Genomic DNA, 25,424 nt, shown 5'->3' on the forward strand with positions numbered 1-25,424 from the left:
CCCGCGCCTCCGCCGTGACGGCCTGCCCGGCTCGCCCGCCCGCTCCGAACACGACGACGTTCATCCCGATCTCCTCCGGCTCGCCGGAGCCACCCGGCCGACGGGTGCCGCGCCGCCACCCGGTGCAGGTCGGCACGCAGATGCGCGACCGGCGTCGCGAGCACCGCGTCGATGCCGGCCGCGATACCGGGCGCGCCGGACGTGGGGGTCAGGAAGTCGGCCGAGTAGCCGGTGGGCGGGGCCAGGCCCATCAGCGCCCGCATCGGCGGGGTGAGGCGCGACAGTGCCCGGCGGCGCCAGGTGCCGAGCACCGGCGGGGCCGCCGTCCCGCTGGTCAGCAGGTGCTGGCTCAGCAGGGATTCCCACAGCGGATCGGCGTCGGAAGCGAGCCGCAACGAGCCCAGGTCCGCGGCGGTGAAGTGTATGCGCAGCATCGCCCGACCTCCGCTGCGGCGCACTGTACCACCGGGCCACGCTTCGGCCCAGCCCGAAGCGACTGGCGTACGTCGATGAGCGGAAAGCATGCTGGCGCCGGCGCGCCAACCGTTTCGTCCACTGAGGGAGTCGATGTCATGAGACGTGTGGTTCTGTTGCTCGCGACCCTGGCGCTGCTGCTGCCCGGGGTGCCCGCGCAGGCGGCCGGCACGTTCACCAACCCGCTCAACGGCAGCGCGGACCCGACGCTGACCTATGTGAACGGCAACTACTACCTGGCGACCACGCTCGGCGACCGGATCGGCATCTGGAAGTCGCCGCGCCTGGCCGGCCTGGCGACGGCCGGTGAGAACACCGTGTGGCGCGACAGCGACCCGAGCCGCAACCAGCAGCTGTGGGCGCCCGCGCTGTACCGGTTCGGGCAGCGCTGGTACATCTACTACACCGCCAGCAACGGCACCGACGCCGCCCACCGCAACTACGTGATCGAGTCCGACGGCGACGACCCGCTGGGCCCGTACCACTTCAAGGCCCGCATCGCCGACCACGGCGAGTACGCCATCGACGGCGAGCCGTTCGTCCACAACGGGCAGATGTACTTCGCGTGGGCCGGACCCGGCCGCGGCATGGGCGGCCCGGCGCAGCTCTACCTGCAGCGCATGGACACGCCGTGGTCGGTGACCGGCTCGCGGGTGGCGCTGCCCGCCAGCGGCGGCTGCACCGAGGTGCGCGAGGGCCCGACCGGGCTGCGCGGCGCGAACCGGCTGTTCCTGGTGTACTCCAGCTGCGACACCGGCAAGCCCGACTACCAGCTGTGGATGAAGTCGATCGCCAACGGGGCCGACCCGCTGGTGCCCGCCAACTGGCTGCAGCACGCCGGGCCGTCGTTCTGGCGCAACGACGCCGCGGGCGTCTACGGGCCCGGCCACAACGGGTTCTTCAAGTCGCCTGACGGCAGCGAGGACTGGATCATCTACCACGGCAAGACCACGTCGGCGTACACGTACGCGGGCCGGACCACGCGCGCTCAGAAGATCAGCTGGAACGCGGACGGCACGCCCAACCTCGGCCGCCCGTACGCGCTGGGCACCGCGCTCACGCCGCCGTCGGGCGACCCGGACAACCCGTCCACGGCATGGTCGTCCATCGTGGACAACACCACCGAGGGCCGGTTCACGGCGAGCGCGAGCTGGGGCGTCTCGACGTACTCCACGCAGCGGTACGGCGCCGACTACCGGTTCGCCGAGCCGGTCTCGGCCAGTGACGCGGCCTGGTACCGGTTCGCCGTCCCGGAGACCGGCACCTACCGGGTCGACGCGTGGTGGCCGGCGCTGCCGGGATACAGCACCAAGGCGCCGTACGTCGTCGTCACCGCGAGCGGCAACCAGACGGTCCACGTCGACCAGCGCTACAACGGCGGCGGCTGGCGCACGCTGGGCACCTTCACGCTGACCGCGGGCGACGAGAACAAGGTCGGCATCAGCCGCTGGACGAACGGCACCGGCCTGGTCATCGCCGACGCCGTCCGCCTCACCCGCGTCTGATCGCGGCGGCCGGGGAGGGGCGCGCTCGGCGCTCCTCCCCGCCACAGCCGCCCGCGCCGGTGCCGGACCGCGCTCAAGCCGGACCCGCCCAGCCCGGACACCTCGCCCAGTGCGCGCTCACGCCGGACACGCTCACGCCGGGCTGGTCGCGCGGGCCAGGCGGAGCTGGGCGGCCAGGCCCGCGGTGGCGACGAGCACCGCGGCCGCGCTGTAGCCGAGCACGGTCAGCAGCAGCCCGAGGTGGGCGACGAGCTGCCCGGCGACCAGCGCCGGGACGCCGAAGGCGAGGTACGCCACCACGAACACCGCGGCGAACAGCCCGCCGCGCTGGTGCGGCTCGGCCAGCGGCCCGACCAGCCGCAGCGTGCCGCTGAACGAGGCGCCGAACCCGAACCCGCTGATCAGGGCACCGAGCCAGAGCACGGGCAGCAGGCCCGCGGCGACCCCGGCCGCGACCACGACGGCGCCCACGAACACCGCGGCGGTGCCCAGCAGCACGGTGCGGCGGGCGTGGTGGCGGCCCGTCACGATGCCCGCCACGGCCGCGGTGGCCGGGGCGAGGAACGAGGTGAAGCCGTTGAGCAGGCCGCTGTCGAGGTGGAAGACGCCCCGCACGATGCTCGGGCCGAGGCCCAGGAACAGCGCGGCGACCATCCAGGCGGTCAGCTGCACCGGGATGCCGGCCAGGAACTCCCGGCGGGCGGTGCGCGGCACGGTGATGCGGGGCACCAGCGAGGCGAGCGCGCCGGGCTGCGGGCGGGACGTCTCCGCGGCGCGGTACAGGATCACCGTGGCCACCGCCATGATCACCGTGAGGGTGCCGAACACGACGAGGTTGGCGGCGTGGATGTACTGGACCGCCGCCCCGGCCAGCAGCGCGCCCACGCCCAGGCCCGCGGCGGGGGCGACGCTGCCGATCTGCGCGCCTAGCCGCTTGTGCCGCTCGGGCGCCAGTTCCAGCAGCGCCGCGGTGAAGGCGCTGCTGGCCGCCCCGGTGGCCAGGCCCTGCACGACGCGGGCGGCGATGACCCAGCCGAGGTTCGGGGCGAATGCGAACATCACCATCGCGACGAGCTCGACGGCCAGCGCGCCCACCAGCACCGGGCGGCGGCCGACGTAGTCGGACAGCGACCCGGCCACCAGCAGCGCGGCCAGCAGCGCGAAGGCGTACGCGGCGAAGGCGACGGCGAGCAGCAGCGGCGGGAAGCCCCACTGGCGCTGGAACAGCACGAGCAGCGGGGTGGGCGCCCCGGCGGCGAGGTACAGCGAGGCGAACGCCAGCGCGGCGCCGGTGAAGGCGACACCGGGCGGGAGGGTGCTGCGCCCGGCGCGGTGCCGGGGCCGGTACGAGGCCAGGGTGACCATGGGGTGGGGCTCCTAACGCAAAGATCGCTGCTTTAACGGCGACCCTGCGTTCAGCGCGGGAGTAAAAGCAATTATTTCTGCGTTAAGCTGGGTGTCATGTCCACCACATCACCGCTCCGCCGCACCGGTGGCCGCAGCGCCGCCGTGCTGAGCGCTGTCCGGCAGGCGGTCGAGGAACTGGTCGGGGAGCGCGGCGTCGAGCGGGTGACCATTCCGATGGTGGCCGAGCGGGCCGGGGTCAACCCGACCAGCGTCTACCGGCGCTGGGGCGATGCCGCCACCATGATCAACGACCTGGCGACGTACCGGCTGTCGCCGGACCGGCCGCTGCCCGACACCGGCGACCTGCGCGAGGACCTGACCCGCTGGGCGCAGGAGATCGTGGACCACTTCCGCGCACCGGCCGCCGCGGCGCTGCTGCGCGGCGGGGCCGCGGCCGCGGGCACCGGCTCCTCGGACTGCCTGCGCCACCGCCGCGCCGAGGCCACGGTGCTGGTCGAGCGGGCCGCGTCGGCGATCACCGTCGACGAGGTGATCGACCTCGTGATCGCCCCGATCGTGTACCGGGTGCTGTTCCGGCCCTGGACCCTGGACGACGAGCTCGCGGCGAGCCTGGTCGAGCGCCTGTTCCGCGGGCGGTGACCGGGCGGCCGGCGCGACGCACCGGGCCGCGGGTGCGCGGTTCCGGCGCCCGGCGCCGTTAGGCTGGGCGCCGTCCACGGCCGGCGGTTCCAGTAGACGCCGGGGGAGAGCTTGGGGGTGCCATGGCGGGCGACAGCCGGTGGGGACGGGTCGGCGTCTGGAGTACGGCGTGGACCGTGGCGCTGCGCGGCGGCGCTCGGGAGCTCAGCGGCGAGCTGCGCGACGCGGCGGCCGAACTGGACGGACTCGGCTACGGCACGCTGTGGCTGGGCGGCAGCCCGAGCGTGGCGAACGCGGCCGTGGTGCTCGACGCGACGCCGCGGATGACGGTCGCCACCGGCATCCTGAGCATCTGGCAGCAGCCGGCCGCGGCCGTCGCCGCGCAGCGCGCCGACCTGGAACGGCGCCACCCCGGCCGGTTCCTGCTCGGACTCGGCGTCAGCCACGCCGTGCTCACCGAGCAGTACGCCCACCCGTACCGCGCGATGGTGGACTACCTGACGGAGCTGGACGCCGCTCCGGAGCCCGTGCCCGTCGCCGGTCGGGTCCTGGCCGCGCTCGGGCCGCGCATGCTCGAGCTGTCCCGCGACCGCGCCGCGGGCGCGCACCCGTATCTGGTGACACCGGAGCACACCGCGTACGCCCGCGGCATCCTCGGCCGCGACGCCGTGCTCGCGCCCGAGGTCAAGGTCGTGCTCGACACCGACCTGGACGCCGCCCGCGCGGCCGCCCGCAGTCACCTCAAGATGTACCTGCAGCTGCCCAACTACACCAACAACCTGCTGCGGCTGGGCTTCACCGAGGACGACCTCGGCGGCGGGGGGAGCGACCGGCTGCTGGCCGCGGTGTTCGCGATGGGCGACGTCGACGCGGTCGCCCGCCGGGCGGGGGAGTACCTGGCCGCCGGTGCGGACCACCTGGCGGTGCAGGTGATCACCGGTGACGACGCGCTGCCGCTGGAGCAGTGGCGCCGCCTCGCGGAGGCTCTGCCGCTCAAGTCCTGAAGCGACGATCCGATGCGCTCGCGCGCCTGGTCACGGCCCGGTCGTGCCCGGCGCGCGCCGAAGGGTGGCTGACAAACGCGCCGGGACGTCGTATGCTTCCCGCGATGTCTACCTTCGAGATCAGATCGGAGGTCCCGTTCGCCAGTGGTGAGTGCTGATGCGCTCCTTCACCGCGAACGAGGATTCTCGACTTCGACTCTGGCTGCACGTGCGCGAGTTCGCCGTGCCGCCCTCGATGATCGAAGCAGCCACCGCCCGCCGCGCCGCGGGTGACTGGGCCGGCGCGTGCGCCGCGGCCCGCTTCGACGTCGATCTGGACCTGCGCGAGACGGCCCGCCGGCATGGCCGGGAGCTGGCCGCCCAGGTCCGTCGCGATCTCCGTCACCTCGCCCCCGACCTGCTGCGCTGGCATCTGCCGCGGATCGCCCCGGACGGCCTGCTCCGGCCCGGCCTGACCGTGTCACTGGCCCGCTACCAGCCGGCCGGTCCGCGCGGCACGGCCGTCCACCTCGTGGCCCGCACGGCGCCGGCATGGGCGGACTCCGGGCAGCGGATCAGCCTCGCGCTCTGGGACGGGGCAGCCGGCCCGCCACTGCACCCGCACCCGCGTCCCGACGCGCGGTTCCGGCTGGACCTGCACCGCCACCTGTGGGACGCGCGTCGCACCGGCGACCTGCGGGAACGGTCCGGCGCCGGGCTCGCCGCCGAGGGCGGTCCCGACCCGGCCGGACTCGTGCCGCCGGACCTCGGCTGCGCCGTGCACCGGTGGGCTGCCGAGGCGGCGATCCTGCGGGAGGCCGACGGCGTCGGCGGCGCGGTCGTCGTACGCCTCGGCGGCCGGCACCGGCTCCTGCTGCACCCGCCCGCGCCGGGCGAGCCGGCCGGGCTGGCGGCGCTGCCCGCACGGCATCCGAGCGCGGGACGGCCGGTGCTGCCCGACGCGGCGACCTGGGTGCCGCCCGACCTGGCACTGCTGCGCGCCGGGATGCTCACCGCCGACCGGCTGCACCCGCTCGTCGCGACGGCGCTGGTGCCGGGGCACGTGCCCGCCGGGCCGGCCCGTGCCGCGCCGGGCGCGGCGCGGCCCCGCCTGGTGGAGTGCCGCGGCGAGCGCCACCGCATCGACCTGGTGGACGGGGTGCTCGCCCCGCTCGACCACGACCCGGCCGAGGTACGCCGCGAGCTGCTGCTGGCCGCGCTGGGTGGTCCACCGCTGCCGTGCCTGCGGGCGATCGACGAGGCGCACCGGCATCCGGCCGGCCTCGCCGACGTGCGGGCCAGGCTGGACCACGGCGACACGGCCGGCGCGCTGGCCGCGGTCGAGGCACTGCTCGGCCCGGACGCGCTGCTGCGCAGCGGGCCGCTGCACGACGAGCTCGTGACGGCGGCGCAGCAGCGGGTCACGCACGGGCTGTTCCGGGCCGGACTGGTCGGCTTCGGACCCGGCCCGAAGACCCGGGACACCCTGCGACGCCGCGAGGTCCGCACGCGTCCGCGCCTCGCGGCAGGCAGCCCGCTCTAGCGGCGGGCCGCTCCCTTCTCCCGTTTCCCCTCCGGGGCCGCCGGGCGGTCCCGCATACCCCCAAGGTGATCACTCATGTCTGCTTTCGTGCTGTCCCCGACCGCCCACGCACCGCTCGGTGTCGCCGCCGACCTGCTCGCCCTGCTCGGCGAGACGGCCACCGAACCCCGTCCCGACCCGCAGCTCGACGCGCTGACCCTGGCCGTGTCGGCGGACCTGCCGGTGCTGCTGTGGGGCGAGCCCGGCATCGGCAAGACCGCCGCGCTGCACCAGCTCGCCGCCTCCCTCGACCTGCCGCTGACCACGGTCATCGCGAGCGTGCACGAGCCGTCGGACTTCGCCGGGCTGCCCGTGGTCGGGGACGACCCGGCCGTGCAGGGCGTGCCGATGGCCCCGCCGGACTGGGCGGTCCGCCTGGTCCGGGAGGGCCGCGGGCTGCTGTTCCTCGACGAGCTGTCCACCGCGCCGCCCGCCGTGCAGGCCGCCCTGCTGCGGGTGGTGCTCGAACGCCGGGTCGGTGCGCTGCGCCTGCCCGCGGGCGTGCGGATCGTCGCGGCGGCGAACCCGCGCTCGTCCGCGGCCGACGGCTGGGAGCTGAGCGCGCCGCTGGCCAACCGGTTCGTGCATCTGCAGTGGACACACGACACCGAGGTCGTGGTCCGCGGGCTCGGCGGCACCTGGCCGCGCGCCTCGCTGCCCCGGTTGGACCCGGCGCGGCTGGCCGACGCGGTCGACTACGCCCGCCGGGCGGTGTGCGGGTTCCTCACCGCCCGGCCCACGCTGGTGCACCGGCTGCCGAACAACGAGACCCGGCGCGGTGGCGCCTGGCCCTCGCCGCGCAGCTGGGACATGGCGCTGCGGCTGGTCGCGTTCGCCGTCGCGGCGGACACCTCCCGGGAGGTGCTGTCCATGCTGGTCCGCGGCACCGTCGGCGACGGGGCGGGGCTGGAGCTGCTGGCGAGCCTGGACCGGATGGACCTGCCGGACCCGGAGACGCTGCTGGCCGACCCGGGCAACGCGGTGCTGCCGGAGCGCGGCGACCTGCGGCAGGCGGTGCTCGACGGCGTGGTGGCGGCGGTGCGCCGCCGGGCGGACCAGGCCCGCTGGGACGCCGCGTGGGAGCTGCTGGTCGCCGCGCTGGAGACGGGCGCGCCCGACGTGGTGGTGGTTCCGGCGGCCACCCTGGCGGCGCTGCGCCAGGACGGCTGGCAGGTGCCGGCCGCGATCGAGCGGCTGGCCGGGGTGGTGTCGCTGTCGCAGCGGGCGGACGCGGCGGCCTCCCGCGCCGGGCAGCCGGTGGGTGCGGGCCGATGACGGCGGGCACGCTGGACCTGGAGAAGCTGTACGCCGCCCGGCTGCACGCGGCCCGGCTGCGGCCGTACCTGGCGTCGGCGCTGTTCGCGCTGCACGTCGTGGAGTCGCGGCGGTGCCCACGATGGGCGTCGACCCGCACTGGCGGTGCTACGTGTCGCCGGTGTTCGTGGACCGGACCCCGCTGGAGGAGCTGGCCGCGGTATGGGTGCACGAGGTGTCACACCTGCTGCGCGACCACCACGGCCGGGGCGACCGGGTGGCGCTGGCGCAGGGCCTGACCGGGCCGGGCGAGCGGCTGCGGATCAACATCGCCGCCGACTGCGAGATCAACGACGACGTGTACGGCGACGGCCTGGACCGCCCGGCCGACGCGGTCGTGCCTTCGCTGCTCGGCCTGGCCGACGGCGAGCTGATGGAGGACTACCTGCGGCAGTTCCGGCTGGGGCCGTACACGCAGGGTCTGGTGTGGCTGGACTGCGGCAGCGGCGCCGACGGGCTGGCCCGGCCGTGGGACCTCGGGCCCGACGGCGCACATGGGCTCTGCGCGCAGCAGCGCGACGCGGTGCGGTTCCGGGTGGCGCAGGGCCTCACCGGCCAACCGGGCAGCGTGCCGCGGGGGTGGCTGCGCTGGGCGGAGGAGGTGTTCCACCCGTCGCAGCCGTGGCGGGAGCTGCTGGGCGCGGCGATCCGGTCGGCGGTGTCCGGCCCGGGTGCCGGCGACGACTACACGTACGGCCGCCTGTCGCGCCGGTCCACCAGCCTGCCGGGGATCATCCTGCCGAGCCTGCGGCGGCGGCCGCCCCGGGTGAGCGTGGTCATCGACACGTCCGGGTCGGTCAGCGACGCGGAGCTGGGCAGCGCGCTGCTGGAGGTGGCGGCGATCACGCGGGCGGTCGGCGGCCGCCGGGATCTGGTCAGCGTGGTGACCTGCGACGCCGTGGCCGGGGTGGTGCACCCGCTGTGCCGGGCCGAGGGCATCGCGCTGGTCGGCGGCGGTGGCACGGACCTGCGGGAGGGGTTCGCGCGGGTGTTGCGCACCAGCCCGCGCCCGGACGTGATCGTGGCGCTGACCGACGGGCAGACGCCGTGGCCGTCGGCGAAGCCGCCCTGCCGGACGGTGGTCGGCCTGTTCCCGCGGGTCCGTTCGCGCGGTTGGGACGAGGACGATCCCGACTTCGTGCCGGACGATCCGCCGGACTGGGCACGCGTGGTCGCCATCGGGTGAGCGCCCCGGGCACTGCCCGCCACGGGGGCGGGGAGCGCCACGGGCGCGGTGGACACCGCCGTCCGGCGGTGTCCACCGCGGTGTCCGGAGGTTCGGCGTCAACCGGCGGTGCAGGAGACCGACGGCCAGTTGTAGTTGCCGTTGTGCTGGATGGTCAGGCCCCAGTTGTTGCCGCTGCCGTTGGTTCTGGCGACCAGTTGCTGGGCGGTGGGGTAGCCGGCGCCCGCCCGAGGTCACCGTGGCAGGGTCTGCATGTACTGGGCGGCGTCGGTGGCCGCCTCCTCGGGTCCACGGCCGTTCTGCCTGGCGGTCATGTACGCGGCGTACCAGTCCGACCAGTGGTGTTCGGGTGCGCTCGCCTCGTATGCGCCGTGCTGCTGCTCGGTCTCGCGCAGCAGCTTGGCCAGCGTGCGGACATCCATCGCGGGTCCTCCTTCGCGGGCGGCCGGACACGTCACCGTCCGGGTAGGCGCTCCTTGATCTCCTGCAGCAGCCAGCCGTTGCCGTCCGGGTCCCGGAACGAGGCGAACGAGGAGTAGCTCTTGCCGTCGGGGGAGCGGCCGCCGACGGGTTGCCGGGTGCCGTCGTCGTAGACGTTGTGGTAGATCTCGCTCACCTCGACACCCCTGCCGGCCAGATCGGCACAGGCCTTTTCGAGATCGTCCACCACCAGGTAGGTGCCCTGGACGGTGCCCGGCGCCGCGGAGGTGACACCGCGGCCGAAATGGATCGAGCAGGCCGACCCCGGCGGGGTCAGCTGCACGATCCGGAACCCCGGTCCGAAGTCGAAGTCCGCGTCCAGCCGCCAGCCCAGGCCGCGGTAGAAGCGCAGGGCGCGATCGACGTCGGCGACCGGCAGCACCACGACCTCCAGCCGCATGTTCATGGTCGGCGGCTTGACGTCGGCTGTGTCGTCCTTGTCCTGCGAGGTGCTCATCTCGACCTCCCGCGACGGATGCCCGGTTCGGCCTGGCCACGACGTCCGCGACCGGGGACCCGGCGAGGGGCCTCTGGCGACCGGCTGACGCGACAATTGTGGCGTACCCGACACCGGCGGCGCAGGCCGTTGGGCGCGCCGGGCCTGGTCGCCGACCTCCTGGTCGCGTCAGGCCGGGTCCACGCGACCGGGCCCGCCACCGCAGCGGTGACGGGCCCGGCCGGCGGCGTGCGCGTCAGATCGGGATGGAGTGGACCTCGATGTCGATGCCGCTGGTCGGGGTGTAGTCGAACCAGGTGGCCATCAGCGAGGCGCCCGCCCCCGCCGAGATGTCGGCGTCGGCGCCTTCCCCGCCCGGCTCGCCGTCGGCGCCGTACGAGAGCAGGTCGTAGTCGTTGCCGCTGCCCGGCATCCGGTACACCAGCTCCCGCTGCCACGCGTCGCGGTACGGCCCCGTGGGCAGGTCGGAAAGCCGCGCCGGGTACTCGCCGTTCGCGGCGCGGTAGCGCTCCAGCTCGTCGACCACCAGCTGCATGGTGTCCCAGGTGGCCCGCTGCTGCGGCAGGAGCAGCGGCCGGGCGTGCTGCTCGGGGTTGGCCGGCGGGATGCCCGCGTAGTTGGTGTGCGCGAACGCGGCGACCTCCTGCGCGATGGTCAGGTACGGCGACTCGCCGGTCGGGCTGCCCGTGTCGAGCAGGTGGGTGAACCGCTCCTCGAACCCCGGCCGGATCGGCACCACCACGCGCGCGTACCCGGCGCGCAGGAAGTCGCGGTGCCCCGGGTCGGCGTGCTCGAACAGCAGCTTCTCCCGGGCCAGGTCGTCGCTGCCCCAGAAGTACGGGTAGAGGAAGTACAGCAGGTTCTCCCACTCGACGGCGTGGTGGATGAACTTCACCAGGTCCCCGAAGCCCGACACGGTGCCCCACTGCCCGGCGGACAGGGTGCGGTCCGGCTGCGGCTTGTCGTCCGGGGCGTCCACGGTGTCGGCGTCGCGGTCCATCGCGAGCTTGATGATGCCGCCGACCTCCTGCGGCGCGGTCTCGAACTCCGGCCCGATGAGCCAGGTCAGCACGCCGCGCATCAGCTCGTCGCGCTCCAGCCGGCGCAGCGTCAGGGTGTCCTTGCCCGACAGCAGCATCCACAGCCGGTCGCGCTTGTCCTGCAGCAGCGCCTGCTGGGTCTGGTGCTTGGCGAGTGCGGTGTCGCGCAGCGCCGTCCACACCCGCTGCTTCCAGTCGCGGAACGTGCGATCCTGCCGCTTGGCCGCGGCCACCAGCGAGAACTGCATCGTGTACTCGTTGGTCCGCATGAACGTGATCATGAGCTTCTCGCCGCCCGCGATGCCCTTGCCGGCCACTTCGGCGATGCCGGTGCCCGGCGTCGGCTGCTGCAGCTGCAGCTTCGTCTCCGAGGTCGGCCACAGCATCACGGGGATGCCGGCCGGGCCCCACCACTCGATGACGCCCTTGAACTCGTCACCCATCGTGTATCCGGGCGGGGCGACGAACTCGATCGGACCGTCCACGTCCTTGCCCGCCTCGAACCGGTGGCCGTACGGGATGCGGATCGTCTCCGCCGGTGGCGGCTCCAGCGCCACCCCGTACTCCTTGCCGAGGTTCGCCCAGCTGGTGTCGGTGATGTCGTCGACCGACAGCGCGAAGCTGAACGGGGTGCGGATGCGCACGTCCAGGTCGGCCAGCTCGCGGTGGCGCGCCCACAGCCGCGCGCCCGGGTTGGGCACCGCGATGTCGAACGTCAGCCGCAGCCCGTAGCGGTAGAGGTCCACCTTCCACTTGCGCATCATCCGGAAGTAGTCCACCCGCAGCGCCCGGTCGGCGTGCGGGTTGGTGATGGTGCGGTACGACGCGTCCTCGGTGCCCCGCGTCGACTCCAGCTTCACCGACACCTTGTGCTCCTGCCGGGCCCGCGCCGACGCCTTCTGCGTGATCTCGCGGGTGTTCGACACGCTCTCCTTGACCGAGGCCCGGTCCTCGGAGGAGTTGTTGAGGCCGATGCTGACCGACGCGGTCACCGGCCCGTAGCCGCCGCTGACGCTGGAGCCGAAGTTGAACGCGCTGGTGTGCCGCGACTCGTTCTCCGTGGAGATCGACGCGTCGGTCTTGTCGACCACGCCGCGCTCGCTGTAGCTCTCGAAGTAGTCCGAGACGATCTGCTCGTACTCGTCCTTGGACGTCGACCACTCCTTGTGCGAGACGGTCACCGTCTCCCTCGGCGTCATCGGGACCGTGAAGACCAGCTCGCCCTTCTCGGTGCCCGCCGGGTACATCTCGATGCGCTCCAGGTGCAGCCGGCCGACCGGCGCGATGCGCAGCCGCTGCTGGAACGCCGCCACCATGTACGTGGTCGCGGGTGTGGCCCGCAGCCCCGCGACGGCCTGCCCCAGGCGCAGGAACGCCGCGTCGTCCAGCGCCGCCATGCGGCCCGCGGTGAGCAGCTGCTCGGCGGGCTTGGCCATGAGGGTGTGCGCGAGGTCCAGCAGGTGGTGGTCCTCGGGCAGGGCGTGCCGCAGCGTGCGCAGCTCCTGGTCGGCGGGGGCCAGGTCGCGGACGAAGTTGACCTTCTCCAGCGCCCGGCCGCTGACCGAGCCGACCTGGGAACGGTCGTCGTCGGACAGTTCGGTCTGCACGTAGCTGGCCTTGAGCAGCACCCGCTTGCTGTTGGTGAGTTCCATCGGACCTCTCAGATCATCGGACGGTGACGCGGCCCAGGTAGCGGACCTTCACGGGGGGCGGGAGTTCGGGGGACTTGAACAGGTCGGCGTCGGCGCGGGTCTGCCCGTAGTCTTGGATGTTGATCTGGTCGCCCTTGACCGCGTCGCGCGGCCCCCGGTGCGCGGCCAGCGCCCGCACCAGGTACACCCCCGAGCTGACCTCGGCGATCAGGTGTTTGGGATCGGGTGCGGCCACCGCCGTCTGCGGCTGCTGCGGCTGCTCCCCGGGCGGGGCGGCCGCGGGCGGGGCGGAGGTGCCGGCGTACGCCTGGGTGGAGAAGGTCAGCACGGCGATGCCGCCTGCCGCCGCCGCGGCGGTCTTGACCACGGGCGCGGCCGCCTTCATCGCGGTGGTCAGCAGCGGCACCACGTTGCTCGTGGTGTTGGCGGCGGCGCCCGCCCCGCCCACCTGCGACAGCGCCACCTCCTGGAAGGTCAGGGCCACGCCCCGGCTGGCGGTGGCGGCGGCGACCTGCGAGCCGGAGCCGGCCTCGACGATCAGCTGCGGCAGCGCCGTGCGGCCCAGCCCGCCGATCATGTTGGCCCCGACCAGCTCGCCGCCGCCGAGCTCGGCGGCCATCAGCGCCCCGCCCGCCAGCAGCCCCGCGTCGATGGCCACGGCCAGCCCGCCGGTGACCACCACCGGCACCACGACCAGCGCCACCGTCAGGTACGGGTGCTCGCTGATCCATCGGATCACCGCGTCGGCGAACTCCTTCAGCCCCGGCACGGCGCCGTTGGCCAGCCGCGCCATCTCCTCGATCTTGACCAGGACGTCCTGGCGCAGCATCGCCACGCCCTGCTTGCCGCCGAGCAGCTCCGCCCACGCCTCGGCCTGCTTGCGGAACTGCGCCCACAGCGTGTCGACGTTCGGGCCGGGCAGCGGCACGAGCTGCCGGTAGGCGGCCTCGTCGCCGACCAGCAGCCACTCCTCGCCGGGCAGCGCCAGGCCGCGCTGGAACATCGCCTCCTCGATGCGGGCGCTGAACGGCTTGAGCTGCTCGATCACGTCGAACCGGCACTTGATCCGGGGCACGGCGTCGCCCTCGTACGACGTGTCGCCCAGCTCCTGCCGCAGGTCCCTGAACCGCTCCGGGGCCAGGCAGTACACGTACACGGCCAGGATGTGCTTGGCCAGGGCCTTGGCCAGCGACTGCTGCTTGCTGCGGTCGTCGGAGTCCAGCTCTACGCAGATCTTGTAGAGCAGCAGGCCCTTGCGCTCCCGGCGCACGTGCAGCGCCATGCGGATCGCCTTGAACCCGTGCCTTGCCAGCAGTGTCCCGCAGAGCACGACGAACAGCCGGTTCACCGGAATCGGGATCTTCACCTCGGCGCCGTACGGCGGGTAGTAGTCGCCTGGCCGGTAGGGCAGCCGGAACTTCCGGTAGACCCGGGTGATGTCCTTGAGCTTCTCCTTGCCGCGTTCCAGGCCGGTGTCGGAGTCCGGCTTGATCTCGTAGAACTCGTGCCGGCCGCGGGGCAGCGGCGGTCGCGGCGCGCTCGGCCGTCCCGGGTTCAGGATCAGCGAGTTGATCAGCGCGGCCGCGGGCGGGGCCGAGACGCCGTCGTGGGTGACGATGTCCGGCCACTGCATCCGCTCGGCCATCAGCTGCTCGACGGTGACGTGCTTGTTGCGCCGGGCCAGCATGTCGCAGTAGACGCGCTTGCCGCCGTGGTCGGGCCAGTCCCGCTCGTCGAGCACCGCCTGCAGGAAGGCGGCCTGGTTGGTGACCGTCACGTAGTGCTCGAAGATCACTTTCTCGGCGATGTCGAGGCCGAAGATCTGCGTGCCGTTGAGCTGGCCGCGGTCCTTGGACGCGTCGAGCAGCTCGCCGACGGTGTAGCAGCCGCCGGACGTGGTGATGGCCATGCGCTCACGCTAAGTAGGGTGACCCGCGTCACGCCCCTGTCTGTCCGATGTGCGTCGCGCTCGGCCGTGAGTGAGCCGGGCCGCCGGGACCGGCCACGGGGTGCCGGTGGCGGGTGCATCGAGGCGGATCATGGAGAATTACGTCGTGTCCATGCGTGATCTTCTGCGAGGGCTGCCGGTCTTCGCCCGGCCGCTGCCCGCGTTCGACCCGGCGGGCGCTCCGCCCGACCCGATCGAGCTGCTGGCCGGGTGGCTGCGGGAGGCGATCGCGGCGCAGGTGTCCGAGCCGCACGCGATGACCCTGGCCACCGCCGGGCCGGACGGCCTGCCGGACCTGCGGGTGCTGATCCTCAAGGACCTCGACGCCGAGGGCCTCTACTTCGCCACCGAGTCGATCAGCGCCAAGGGCGCCCAGCTCGACGCCAACCCGCGGGCCGCGCTCGGCTTCTACTGGCGCGAGCAGGGCCGCCAGATCCGGGTGCGCGGCCCGGTCCAGCCCGCCGCACCGGAGGTCAGCGCCCGGGACTTCCTCGCCCGGCCGCTCGGCTCGCGCACCGCGAGCCTGCTCGGGCGGCAGAGCACCGTGCTCCACGACCCGGCCGACCTGGCCGCGGAGCTGGCCACCGCGCAGGCGCGCCTGGAGGCCGACCCGGCGCTGGTCGCCGAGCACCACACCGTGTACCTGGTCAAGCCGATGAGCGTGGAGTTCTGGCAGGCGGACGCCGAGCGCCGGCACATCCGGCTGCGCTACCGGCGCACCGCCGACGGCTGGCGCACCGAGCGCCTCTGGCCCTGACGCCCCGCCAAGCGGGGTGAGGGCACCGTTGAAAACGCTCGGCGGAGCGCCGTCTCTCGCCGAGCTTCAAGGCCGCCGTGACGTCATTCACATCAGGCGGGCCCGGCCCCGGAACGGGCCGTCCGGGCGACCCGGCGGGAATACCGCCGGGCGCGCGGGGGACCCGTTCCTCACCACACCGTGGACCGGGCGGGTGCCGCAGCCGTCAGGCGCACTCGCGGCACACGTCGCGGTCGGGGTAGGCCCGCTGGTTGCGGTGGCGGACCAGGAAGCAGCTCGTGCAGCGGAACTCGTCGGCCTGCTGGGCGACCACCGGGACGCTCAGCTCCTCGTCCAGCTGGTCGGCACCGGGCAGGTCGTAGGTCTCCGCCAGCTCCGCCTCGTCGACGTCCACCTTCGCCGAGTCGGGTGTGTTACGCCTGGCGCGCAGCTCCTCGAGGCTGTCCTCCTCGACGGCAGGCGTGCGGGGCGCGTCGTAGTCAGTGATTGCCATGTCTCATTCCCCCTTGTGACGCACGGTTGCAACACCAGTCCGCCGGTGCCTATTCCGGTCGAGGAGACCGGCCCCGCAGGGCATCTGACGGACGCGATCGGTATTGCAGATTCAACGCTGCGGAAGCCGTTTCGGTTTGCGATTGCGGAGATTCATTCCGCCGCCGCCACCGGCGGGCCCGTCCCGTCCCGCCGACCGGGATCCGCGCGCCGACAGCGTACGCTGCCGTCGCGGTCGGCTAGCGTAGGCGCCGTGTCTGAAGCCGCCGCGCCCATGCCACCCCGCCGCCCCCTGCGCGCGATGCTGGAACGCGCCGAGGACGGTGTGCTCCTGGTCGGCATCACGCCGCCGCGGCGCAGCGTCCCGGACGCGCAGGCGGCACAGATCGCCGAGGTCACGCTGGGCCGGCTCGCGACCGTGGACATCGACGGGCTGATCCTCTACGACATCGACGACGAGAGCGACCGCAACCCCCAGGAGCGCCCCTTCCCGTACCTGCCGACGATGGACCCCGCGGCGTTCCACCGGGACCACCTGGGCGCGTTCGGCAAGCCGGTCGTCATCTACCGGTGTGTCGGAAAATACACCGAGCCCGAGCTGGCCGACTGGCTCGGCGGCGTGGACGCCGACCGGGTGCTCAGCGTGTTCGTCGGGGCCTCGTCGCGGGACAAGGGCGTGCAGACCGGCCTCACCCAGGCGTACGCTCTGCGCGGCCAGGTCCGGCCCGACCTGCCGCTGGGCGCGGTCGCCATCACCGAGCGCTACACCCGCAGCGGCGACGAGCACCTACGCATGCTCACCAAGCAGGAGCGGGGCGCCTCGTTCTTCGTCACGCAGGTGGTCTACGACGCCGACGCGACCAAGTGCCTGCTGTCGGACTACTACTACAGCTGCCGGCAGAAGGACGCCGCACCCCGGCCGGTGATCTTCACGCTGTCGGTGTGCGGGTCGGCGAAGACGCTGGAGTTCCTGCACTGGCTGGGCGTCGACGTGCCCCGCTGGCTGGAGAACGCGCTGCGCTGGTCCGACGACCCGCTGGCCGAGTCGTTCGAGCAGTGCCTGAGCACGGCCCGCGACCTGGCCGCGTTCTGCCGGCGGCTGGGCGTGCCGTTCGGGTTCAACGTGGAGAGCGTGTCGATCCGCAAGGTCGAGATCGAGGCCTCGATCGAGCTGGCCCGCCAGGTCCGGGCGCTGCTGGACGCCTGAGCCGCTCGACATTGAGCCCCACAAGCTCAATAAAAGGGACTTTGCGCAGGTCGTATGGCGTGTCACACTGAGCCGCCCCATCGACCCCCAGCAGGAGCTCCCCGATGTCGCTCACCCCCGGCCCGTACGATCCGGCCGTCCCGCCCGCGCCGAACGCCGGCTACCTTCCGCCGCAGTCGGCGTTCGTGCAGCCGGGCGCCGACCCGTACCACGACCCGCTGGTCGCCCCGCCGCACGGCGGGGTCGGCGGCTGGTTCAAGCGCATCGGCGGCCTCTTCCAGCGCAGCTGGCGCCCGACCCTGCTCATCATCCTGGTGACCCAGCTGCTGCCCGGCATGATCATCGGGGTGGGCGCGATCTTCATCGGGGTCTACGTGGGCCTCAACTCCATCGAGATGGACTCGACCACCGGCCGGGTCGACTTCGACGCGGCCGCCTTCGCGGGCGTCTTCGCCGTCGCGCTGGTCGTCATCCTGGCGCTGTACGTCATCCAGCTCGCCGGGTACGCCGCCGCCACCCACGCCGTCACCCGGCAGGCCGCCGGGGTGCCGACCAGCCTCGGCGAGTCCCTCGGCTACGGCTTCCGCCGCTGCCTCGGCCTGTTCGGCTGGTACGTGCCCGTCGTCCTGCTGACGATGCTGGGCCTGGTCGCCTGCCTCCTGCCCGGCTTCTACGTGATCGCCGGCACCGCCCTGGTCGGGCCGATCTTCCTGTTCGAGCGGCGCAACCCGATCGGGCGCTCGTTCGACATGCTGCACAAGAGCGGCGGCCGGGTGCTCGGCCGGCTCGCGCTGATCATGCTGATCACCATCGGCGCCTCGCTGGCGGTGTCCGCGGTCGAGAGCGTGATCCAGCTGATCATCGACAACGTGAGCACGCAGACCTTCGGCCCGACCGTCGACGGCATCGCGGTCATCACGGTCGGCGCGATCGTGGCGACGGTGCTCGGCACGGTGATCCAGCTCCCGCTGACCATGTTCCAGTTCGCCGGCATCCTGCTGACCTACACCGAGCAGCGCGGCTACGAGGGGGCGACCACCCCGCACCTCAACGCCGAGCTGCGCTGACGGACCGGCTCCACCGCCTGCCCGAGGGCGGCCACCGCGCGTGCGGCGGCCGCCCTCGGCTCGTCACCGGGCACCTCATGCCCGGCGGGACGTCACTTGACGGCCAGCCCGCCCCAGAACGCGTCGGGCACCTGCTCGACCGGGCCGTCCGGCCGCCACCGCGCCACCGGGACGATGCCGTCGTCGGTGACCCGCCAGCGGCCCAGCAGCGCGGCGAACTGCTCGGGCTCGCGCATGTGGAAGCCCGGCCCCATCATCGCCAGCGCGTCCGGGTATGCCGCCAGCTCCGTGGCGTCGAAGTCGAAGGCGAGCCGGCTGCCCGCCGGGACCAGGTCGTACATCTCGGCCAGGGCACGGGCCAGGGCCGCGTCGTCCAGGAACGCGGCGAGCCCGAGGAAGATCACCCCGACCGGGCGGGCCGTCCAGCCCGGCAGGCCGCGGTCGAGCACCGCGGCCCCGATGCCGCGCGGATCGGCGGCGTCGCCGGGCACGTAGTCCACCCCGGCCACGCCGTCGAGCAGCGCGCGGCCGGCGGCGACGATCGCCGGGTCCAGGTCGGTGTAGAGCACGTGCGCGCCCGGCACGGCCTCGTGCACGTTGCCCTGGGCCGGGATGCCCGCGCCGAAGACGAGGAACAGGTCCACCCCGCCGGCGGCGACGTGCCGGGCCGCCCGGCCCGAGAACGCCCGCAGCGAGCGGAAGATGTCCGCGCACGGCCCGTACGCCCCCTCGAAGGCGTGCGCCGCCGCGACGTCGACCGGGTGGTGGCTGGTCCCGCCGAGCCAGTAGTCGATCATCCGGGCGGTGCTCGGGGCCTCGGGCGCCTCGGTCATCGGTTCTCCTGTCCGCCGGTCGTGCGCTGTCGTGACCGGACGGACCCGCCCGGCGGAACCAGTGGTAACACGCGGCCCGCTCAGGCCGCCGCCGCGCCGAAGTCGGGCAGGATGAGCGCGCCGTCGGGTCCGAGCGTGAAGCCCGGGTTGTGCGCGATCTCCCAGACGTGGCCGTCCGGGTCGGTGAAGTATCCCGCGTACCCGCCGTAGAACGTCTCGTGCGCGGGCTTGGTGATCCGCGCGCCCGCCTGCTCCGCCGCGGCCATCACCTGGTCCACCTCGGCGCGCGAGCGTACGTTCTGCGCCAGGGCGACCCCGCCGAAGCCGTCGCTGCCCTGGTCGTCGAGGCCGCCGTCGGCGGCGAGCTTCGGCCGGCCCCACAGCACCACCGCCATGCCGCCCGCCTGGAAGAAGACGGTCTCCGCGACCTCCTGGCCCCGCCAGCCGAGCTGCTCGTAGAACCGCCGGGCCCGGCCCACGTCGGCGACGCCCAGGGTGACGAGGCTGATGCGCTGCTCCATCGCTGCACGATATCCCGCACGAGCGGCCTGCGTGGCCAGCAAGCCGGTCGCGCCTTCGGTAGCGGGGTGCGGACGACCCGCCGACCGGTGGTCGGGGAGGTCGTCCGCACCCGCGTCCGGGCGCCGGTTCAGCCGAAGACGCGCAGCTCGTAGATGCGAGTGGCGATGTCGGTGGTCTGGGTGGCCGTGCCCACGTTGAGCCGGACGTACCGGCCGCTCACCGCGACCGGGTGCACCGTGGTCGCCGCCGTGTTGTTGGTGACCCCGACGACCTGCGTCCACGTCGTGCCGTCGGTGGACACCGAGACGGTGAACGCCCTGGTGTTGAACGACGCCGACTCGCCGCCCGCCTGCGCGTGCGCGACCTCGAACCGGGTGATGGCCCGGGTGGCGCCCAGGTCGACGCGCAGCCATGCCCCGGACACGGCCGAGCAGAACTTGTCGGCGTTGCCGCCGTTGACGGTGCCGTTCACGGCCTTCTCCGGGCCCTCGGTCGCGGTGCAGGCCGCGGTCCCGGTGGCGGGCCGGTTGAGGGCCAGGTTGGCCCCCGCGCCGACGGCCGGGCCGATCGCGACGCCGTCGAACGCCGCGGCGGCGTTGAACACGCGCACGCCGTTGGCGCCGGAGGCGAACGTCGCGTCGGTGACGCTGATCTTCGGCGTCGCCATGTCGTCGACGTACACCCTGATCGACGAACCGACCGCGGTGACCCGCAGGCGGTAGGTGGTGCCGACGGCGACCGTCAGCGCGGTGGTCGCGAGCTGCGTCCAGTTGTTGTTGACGCGCCCGAGCACCACCCGGCCGGCCGGGCTGATCCCGGCGTAGTAGCCGGTGTAGGCGTCGGCGCCGACCGCGGGCTGCTTCGCCCGGAAGACCAGGCCCGCGTCGCCGCCACCGGAGGTCACCGTGACGGCGGCGTCGTAGCTGAAGTCGGCGAAGTTGGTGTCCAGCAGCGCCTTGCCGCCCAGCGAGCTGCCCGCCTGGTAGCGCCCGCCGGTGGCCGACCACGATCCGCCGTAGGTGCGCCACCCCAGCGCGTTGTTGTCGTTGAAGTCGTCCTTGACCCGCATGGTGACCGGCTGGATGGTCCCGTCGGCGTTGAAGTGCATGCGGTCGTACGCGAGCTGCCGGTGGTTGCCGTCCGTCTCGCTCAGCGGCCGCCGGTGGTAGACGATGTACCAGACGTCGGTGCCCGGCACGTTGAGCACGGCGTTGTGCCCCGAGCCGCGGGCCACCGCCGGGTCCTGCGCGAGCACCTTCGCCAGCCGCGTGAACGGGCCGAGCGGCGAGGTCGACATGGCGTACGACACCGAGTAGTCGGGGCCCGTCCAGCCGCCCTCGGACCACATCAGGTAGTACTTGCCGTTGCGCTTGAACATCTGCGAGCCCTCGACGTAGCCCGACGGCGTGATCTCCTTGTACGTGCTGCCGTCGCCGAACGTGCCCAGGCTGATCATGTCCGGGTTGAGCTTGACCACGTTGGCGTGGCCCCAGCCGCCGTAGTACATGTACGCCTGGCCGTCGTCGTCGATGAAGACGTCCTGGTCGATCGGCTGCGCGCCGTTCTGGAACTGCCCGATCAGCGGCCGCCCGAGCGCGTCGCTGTACGGGCCCTGCGGCTGGTCGGCCACGGCCACCCCGATGCCGCCGAGCGCGGCGTTGTTCTGGATGTCGTTGGCGGCGAAGTAGAGGTAGTACCTGCCGTTGCGGTACACGGGCGCGGGCGCCCACATCGCATACGACGCCCACGAGACGCGGGCCGTGGTCAGCACGTTGGGGTGCTTCGTCCAGTTGACCAGGTCGGTGGAGGAGAACGCGTCCAGGTAGGTCTGCTCGCCGTAGCTCTTCGAGGTGGTGGGGAAGACCCAGTAGGTGTTGTTGTAGATCGCGACGTCGGGGTCGGCGTACCAGCCGTCGACGAACGGGTTGCCGGACTCGGCCGTCGTCTGGTCGGCCGGCCCGGCGACGGCGGGGCCGGTGGGCGTCAGGGCCAGCAGCACGCCCGTGAGCGCGGCGGCGAGCAGGGATGCGGTGCGTCGCCCGGCACGGCGACGGCGGATGTTCGGCATGGATGCTCCGGATCAGAGGGGACCTGTCGAGGAGCGACGCCGAACGCACCTGGCACAAAGAATAGGTGCGCAGCGATCGATGTCAAGCCGGCCGTCCGCTCGTGTCAGGACAGTGCCGCCGCCGCCGTGGCCCGCACCGCCTCGGTCAGCGCGGCGAGGACCTCGGATTCGAGCCGCCAGTGCTGCCAGTACAGCGGCACGCTGACCCGCCGGCCCGGGTCCAGCTCGCGGTAGCGTCCCGCGGCGAGGTCGTCGCCCGCGAAGCGCTCCGGCACCAGCGCCCAGCCCAGGCCGAGCCGGATCGCCTCGTCGAACGCCGCCACCGCGGGCACGTAGTGGACCGGCGGGTCGAGCTCGCGCCGGGCGACCGCGCGCAGGAACCGGTGCTGCAGCTGGTCCTTGCGGTTGAGCAGCACCGTCGGCGCGACCGCGAGCGCCTGCCCGGTGACGCCCCCGGCGAACCACGCGTCGTGGAACTCCGGTGCGGCCACCGCGATGTAGTGCATCGTGCCCAGCCGCTGCACCCGGCAGCCCTGCACCGGCACGTGCTGCGAGGTGACCGCCGCCATGACGGTGCCGCTGCGCAGCAGGTCGGCGGTGTAGTCCTGGTCGTCCTGGTACACGTCGAACAGCAGCCGCAGCCCCGGCGCGAGCCTGCTGAGCGCGGGCATGAACCAGGTGGCCAGAGAGTCGGCGTTGACGACGACGGCGGCACGGGTCCAGGTCGCGCCGCGCGAGCCGTGGGTCGCGTCGAGCGCCTCGCGTTCCAGCAGGGCGAGCTGCCCGGCCAGGCGCAGCAGGGGCTCGCCGGCCTCCGTGGCCTGGCAGGGCTTGACCCGGCGCACCAGCACCTGCCCGACCGCCTGCTCCAGGGCCTTGATCCGCTGGCTGACCGCGGACGGGGTGACGTTCAGCGCCCGCGCGGCCGCGTCGAAGCTGCCCTCGCGCACCACGGCGGCGAATGTCTCCAGCTGCGCGGAGTCGAGGCTCACCTAAGCAATGCTAACGGTACGTAAGAAACATTAGCTGGAGTGCTGCTTGTCCGCGCCCTACCGTCGAAAGCATGATCGCTTCCCTGCTCGCCGGGTTCACCTCGTCACTGGCCCTGATCGTGGCCATCGGCAGCCAGAACGCGTTCGTGCTGCGGCAGGGCCTGCGCCGCGAGCACGTGCTCGCCGTCGTGGTGACCTGCGCGCTGTCCGACGCGCTGCTGATCACGGTGGGCGTCGCCGGGCTGGGCACGGCGGTAACCGCCCAGCCGGGTCTGCTGCCCGCGATCCGCTGGGGTGGCGCGGCCTTCCTGTTCGGGTACGCGGTGCTGGCCGCCCGCCGCGCGCTGCGCCCGGCGGCGCTGGCGCCCGCGGCCGGTCCCGGCAGCACCCTGCGCGCGACGATGCTGGCCTGCCTGGCGTTCACGTTCCTCAACCCGCACGTGTACCTCGACACCGTGCTGCTGCTCGGCGGGCTCGCCGGTCAGCACGACAGCCGCTGGCTGTTCGCGGCGGGAGCGGCGGCCGCCAGCGCGGTCTGGTTCACCGGCCTCGGGGCGGGCGCCCGCCGCCTCGCGCCGCTGCTGGCCAGGCCGGTCACCTGGCGGATCCTCGACGGCGTCATCGCCGTCACCATGGCGGCCATCGCGACCGGCCTGCTGCTCGCCTGAGCCCACCGCCCCCGCCGGCCCGCGCGTCGCCGTGATCGCTCACGCCGCACCACGTACGGGTCGATCGGAGCCCGAGGCAGGCACGGCTCGTGGCGTCGAGGCTCCGGTCATGCTGTTCCCGCAGCACGACCGGAGCCCTGATCACCGGGCTGCGTCAGAAGGTGCGCTCGCCGGTGAGGCCGAAGAAGTCGTGCCACTTCACGCCGCCGGCGAACCCGCTGCCGGTGGACAGGCCGACGTACACGTCGTTGGTCGGGTGCTGGGAGAACACGATGACGTCGTCGCGGCCGTCGCGGTTGACGTCACCGAGGTACGGGAACTCCCCGGCGAGGCAGAAGAAGTCGTTCCACCTCACCGTGGTGCCGGCGAAGCCGGTGCCGGTGGACAGCGCCACGTACACGTCCGCCTGGGCGTTGCAGGTGAAGGTCACGATGTCGGCCCGGCCGTCGCCGTTGACGTCGCCGACGCGGGTCGACTCGCCGTCGACGCCGAAGAAGTCGTGCCACTTCTGGCCCGGCCCGAACGAGCTGCCCGTGGACAGTGCCACGTGCACGTCGTTGGTGCCGCCGAGGGTGAACGTGATCAGATCGTCGCGGCCGTCGCCGTTGACGTCGCCCAGCGCCGGGAACTCGCCCCACGGGGCGAAGAACTCGTGCCACTTGGCCGGCGTCGTGGCGAACGAAGAGCCGTTCGACAGCGCCACCCGGACGTCGCCGTCTCCGTCGTGGGAGAAGACCACGAGGTCGTCCCGGCCGTCGCCGTTGACGTCGCCGACCGCGGGTACCTCGCTGCCGGCCACCAGCCGGTCGTGCCACTTCACCCCCGCCCCGAACGCGGACCCGGTGGACGGCGCGACGTACGCGTCGTACAGCGGCGACCCGGTGAAGGTGACCGCGTCGTCGCGGCCGTCGCCGGTGAAGTCGCCGGTCAGCGGGGTCTCCTGGAACGGCGCGAACCAGTCGTGCCACCTGCCGCCGCCCGCGAACGCGCTGCCCGTCGACGGCGCCACGTACGCGTCGCCGTTGTGGTCCTGCGTGAACGTGACGATGTCGGCGCGCCCGTCGCCGGTGAAGTCGGTCGGCGAGCCGCCGAACATGCCGCCCCCGGTGAGCTTCACCCGCATCAGCCACACGTTGTACGGGTCCCACTGGGACATCGTGAAGTACAGGTACGGGCTGTTCGAGTCGGCCGACCACGGGTGCAGGTAGGACCCGTAGAGACCGGGGTACTGCGCGGCGGTGGCGACGACCTCCTCGGCGCCCCACGGGCCCGTCGGCGTCGGCGCCGTACGCAGCACCAGCGCCCCTCGGGACTCGTTGAGGTACGCCATCACGTACCGGCCCAGGTAGCGGCTGTACAGCACGGACACCTCGCCGACCGGGCCGGCCGCCACCACGGCCGAGGCCCACTGGTCGGTGACCCACGCCGAGCCGTTCCAGTAGCGGTAGGCGCCGGGCTCCAGCAGCTGCCCCTCGGGCACCCGGGCCAGGTAGGCGTTGCCGAACCGGCCGTTGGGGGTGCCGTAGAGGTAGACGTGGCCGCTCTGGCGCAGCATCGCCGCCATCTGGAACCGGTTGTCCCAGGCGGGGGTGTTCTGCCAGCGCGCGTCGGCATCCTCGACCCAGGTCTGCCCGTTGTCGTCGGAGTACGCGATGCCGCTGTGGTTGGTGTACCAGCGGCCCGCGTCGCCCCAGTGGTTGACCGACATGTAGTGCATGTACTGCCGGTTGCCCACGGAGATCGCGGCGGTCGGGATGACCGTCATCTCGTCGAAGTTGATCTGCTTGCAGGGCAGCACGGTCCCGGCGTGGCCGGGCCGGTCCAGCACCGCGCTGTCGAACGTCATGCCGTCGGCCAGGTGGCGGTCCGCGCTGCGCACCAGCGTGTTGCACCGCCAGTCGATCGTCGCGCCGTTGCCGACGCCGCCGCCCGGCCCGGTCCAGCCGTTGCCGAAGGTGTCGCCGAACAGGGTCAGGATCTGCCCCGACCCGTTGTCCCACATGATGCCCAGGTCGGTGGCCTTGAGCTGCCACTTCGTGTCGGTGGCGTTGATCGAGCCGGGCCCGGTGAGCTTCGCGATCCGCTCCGCGGACCCGGTGACCGCCGCGAGCGCGGCGGCCGGGGCGGCGGTGGGGCCGGCAGCCCCGGGCGGGCGCGTTGCGGTTGGTGCCGGTGCGCGTCGGCGCCGAC

General features: G+C 73.3%; 19 protein-coding genes and 3 pseudogenes. 10 read left to right on the forward strand and 12 right to left on the reverse strand.

The features are described 5' to 3' along the window. Nucleotides 1-434, reverse strand: a pseudogene (locus AB0J67_RS26935) (transcriptional regulator); the annotation flags it as partial. A gap of 138 nt (nucleotides 435-572) precedes the next feature. Between AB0J67_RS26935 and AB0J67_RS26940 the strand changes: the two are divergent. Beyond that, a complete protein-coding gene (locus AB0J67_RS26940) occupies nucleotides 573-1,979 on the forward strand; it encodes a family 43 glycosylhydrolase (protein WP_363486248.1) in 1,407 nt (468 codons plus the stop codon). Between the two features lie 132 nt (nucleotides 1,980-2,111). Here AB0J67_RS26940 and AB0J67_RS26945 read toward each other — a convergent pair whose 3' ends face one another. Continuing rightward, a complete protein-coding gene (locus AB0J67_RS26945; RefSeq protein WP_363486249.1) occupies nucleotides 2,112-3,344 on the reverse strand; it encodes an MFS transporter in 1,233 nt (410 codons plus the stop codon). 96 nt (nucleotides 3,345-3,440) lie between these two features. Here AB0J67_RS26945 and AB0J67_RS26950 point away from each other — a divergent pair, with 96 nt between their 5' ends. From AB0J67_RS26950 to AB0J67_RS26970, 5 genes and pseudogenes are all read left to right on the forward strand, one after another. Then, nucleotides 3,441-3,986: a TetR/AcrR family transcriptional regulator gene (locus tag AB0J67_RS26950; RefSeq protein ID WP_363486250.1), complete on the forward strand. Its 546-nt coding sequence runs from the start codon at nucleotides 3,441-3,443 to the stop codon at nucleotides 3,984-3,986. A gap of 122 nt (nucleotides 3,987-4,108) precedes the next feature. After that, complete coding sequence (locus AB0J67_RS26955) at nucleotides 4,109-4,990, forward strand: LLM class F420-dependent oxidoreductase (RefSeq protein WP_363486251.1); 882 nt, start codon at nucleotides 4,109-4,111, stop codon at nucleotides 4,988-4,990. A 157-nt stretch (nucleotides 4,991-5,147) separates the two neighbouring features. Continuing rightward, nucleotides 5,148-6,512, forward strand: a complete 1,365-nt coding sequence (locus AB0J67_RS26960) for a hypothetical protein (protein WP_363486252.1) — start codon at nucleotides 5,148-5,150, stop codon at nucleotides 6,510-6,512. 75 nt (nucleotides 6,513-6,587) lie between these two features. Then, nucleotides 6,588-7,826 (forward strand): MoxR family ATPase, encoded by a 1,239-nt coding sequence (locus tag AB0J67_RS26965; protein ID WP_363486254.1) that lies wholly within the window; start codon nucleotides 6,588-6,590, stop codon nucleotides 7,824-7,826. Beyond that, nucleotides 7,823-9,051 (forward strand): annotated as a pseudogene (locus AB0J67_RS26970) (VWA-like domain-containing protein). The gene AB0J67_RS26965 and the pseudogene AB0J67_RS26970 overlap by 4 nt, the downstream one beginning before the upstream one ends. Nucleotides 9,052-9,284: 233 nt before the next feature. Here AB0J67_RS26970 and AB0J67_RS26975 read toward each other — a convergent pair. The 4 genes from AB0J67_RS26975 to AB0J67_RS26990 form a co-directional block, all read right to left on the reverse strand. Beyond that, entirely contained in the window at nucleotides 9,285-9,473 is a 189-nt protein-coding gene (locus tag AB0J67_RS26975; RefSeq protein WP_363486255.1) for a bleomycin resistance protein, read from the reverse strand. A 32-nt stretch (nucleotides 9,474-9,505) separates the two neighbouring features. Continuing rightward, the gene (locus AB0J67_RS26980; RefSeq protein WP_363486267.1) at nucleotides 9,506-9,937 is read right to left on the reverse strand and encodes a VOC family protein; all 432 of its coding nucleotides are present in this window, start codon (nucleotides 9,935-9,937) and stop codon (nucleotides 9,506-9,508) included. A 286-nt stretch (nucleotides 9,938-10,223) separates the two neighbouring features. Beyond that, entirely contained in the window at nucleotides 10,224-12,680 is a 2,457-nt protein-coding gene (locus AB0J67_RS26985) for a type II secretion system protein GspG (RefSeq protein WP_363486256.1), read from the reverse strand. Nucleotides 12,681-12,693: 13 nt separating this feature from the next. Beyond that, nucleotides 12,694-14,589: a hypothetical protein gene (locus tag AB0J67_RS26990; RefSeq protein ID WP_363486257.1), complete on the reverse strand. Its 1,896-nt coding sequence runs from the start codon at nucleotides 14,587-14,589 to the stop codon at nucleotides 12,694-12,696. A gap of 151 nt (nucleotides 14,590-14,740) precedes the next feature. Here AB0J67_RS26990 and AB0J67_RS26995 point away from each other — a divergent pair, with 151 nt between their 5' ends. Beyond that, nucleotides 14,741-15,385 carry a pyridoxal 5'-phosphate synthase gene (locus tag AB0J67_RS26995; protein WP_363486258.1) on the forward strand — a complete coding sequence of 215 codons (645 nt, stop codon included), beginning with the start codon at nucleotides 14,741-14,743 and terminating at the stop codon, nucleotides 15,383-15,385. Between the two features lie 205 nt (nucleotides 15,386-15,590). On the opposite strand, the gene AB0J67_RS27000 is transcribed toward AB0J67_RS26995, so the two are convergent. Continuing rightward, nucleotides 15,591-15,878 (reverse strand): DUF4193 domain-containing protein, encoded by a 288-nt coding sequence (locus tag AB0J67_RS27000; RefSeq protein ID WP_363486259.1) that lies wholly within the window; start codon nucleotides 15,876-15,878, stop codon nucleotides 15,591-15,593. Between the two features lie 252 nt (nucleotides 15,879-16,130). Here AB0J67_RS27000 and AB0J67_RS27005 point away from each other — a divergent pair, with 252 nt between their 5' ends. Continuing rightward, nucleotides 16,131-17,084 carry a 5,10-methylenetetrahydrofolate reductase gene (locus AB0J67_RS27005; protein ID WP_363486260.1) on the forward strand — a complete coding sequence of 318 codons (954 nt, stop codon included), beginning with the start codon at nucleotides 16,131-16,133 and terminating at the stop codon, nucleotides 17,082-17,084. A gap of 104 nt (nucleotides 17,085-17,188) precedes the next feature. Then, entirely contained in the window at nucleotides 17,189-18,151 is a 963-nt protein-coding gene (locus AB0J67_RS27010) for a hypothetical protein (protein ID WP_363486261.1), read from the forward strand. Nucleotides 18,152-18,243: 92 nt separating this feature from the next. Here AB0J67_RS27010 and AB0J67_RS27015 read toward each other — a convergent pair whose 3' ends face one another. From AB0J67_RS27015 to AB0J67_RS27030, 4 genes and pseudogenes are all read right to left on the reverse strand, one after another. Next, the gene (locus tag AB0J67_RS27015) at nucleotides 18,244-18,984 is read right to left on the reverse strand and encodes an SAM-dependent methyltransferase (RefSeq protein WP_363486262.1); all 741 of its coding nucleotides are present in this window, start codon (nucleotides 18,982-18,984) and stop codon (nucleotides 18,244-18,246) included. A gap of 80 nt (nucleotides 18,985-19,064) precedes the next feature. Next, complete coding sequence (locus AB0J67_RS27020) at nucleotides 19,065-19,505, reverse strand: VOC family protein (protein WP_363486263.1); 441 nt, start codon at nucleotides 19,503-19,505, stop codon at nucleotides 19,065-19,067. Nucleotides 19,506-19,633: 128 nt separating this feature from the next. Then, nucleotides 19,634-21,424 (reverse strand): annotated as a pseudogene (locus AB0J67_RS27025) (family 43 glycosylhydrolase); the annotation flags it as partial. Nucleotides 21,425-21,678: 254 nt separating this feature from the next. Continuing rightward, nucleotides 21,679-22,566, reverse strand: a complete 888-nt coding sequence (locus AB0J67_RS27030) for a LysR family transcriptional regulator ArgP (RefSeq protein WP_363486264.1) — start codon at nucleotides 22,564-22,566, stop codon at nucleotides 21,679-21,681. 71 nt (nucleotides 22,567-22,637) lie between these two features. Here AB0J67_RS27030 and AB0J67_RS27035 point away from each other — a divergent pair, with 71 nt between their 5' ends. After that, nucleotides 22,638-23,234 (forward strand): LysE family transporter, encoded by a 597-nt coding sequence (locus AB0J67_RS27035; protein WP_363486265.1) that lies wholly within the window; start codon nucleotides 22,638-22,640, stop codon nucleotides 23,232-23,234. Nucleotides 23,235-23,388: 154 nt separating this feature from the next. Here AB0J67_RS27035 and AB0J67_RS27040 read toward each other — a convergent pair. After that, the coding region (locus tag AB0J67_RS27040) for a DUF4185 domain-containing protein (protein WP_363486266.1) at nucleotides 23,389-25,424 on the reverse strand (2,036 nt) is incomplete at its 5' end.

It is taken from the genome of Catellatospora sp. NPDC049609 (assembly GCF_040675365.1).
In the GTDB taxonomy this organism is placed as follows: Bacteria; Actinomycetota; Actinomycetes; order Mycobacteriales; family Micromonosporaceae; genus Catellatospora.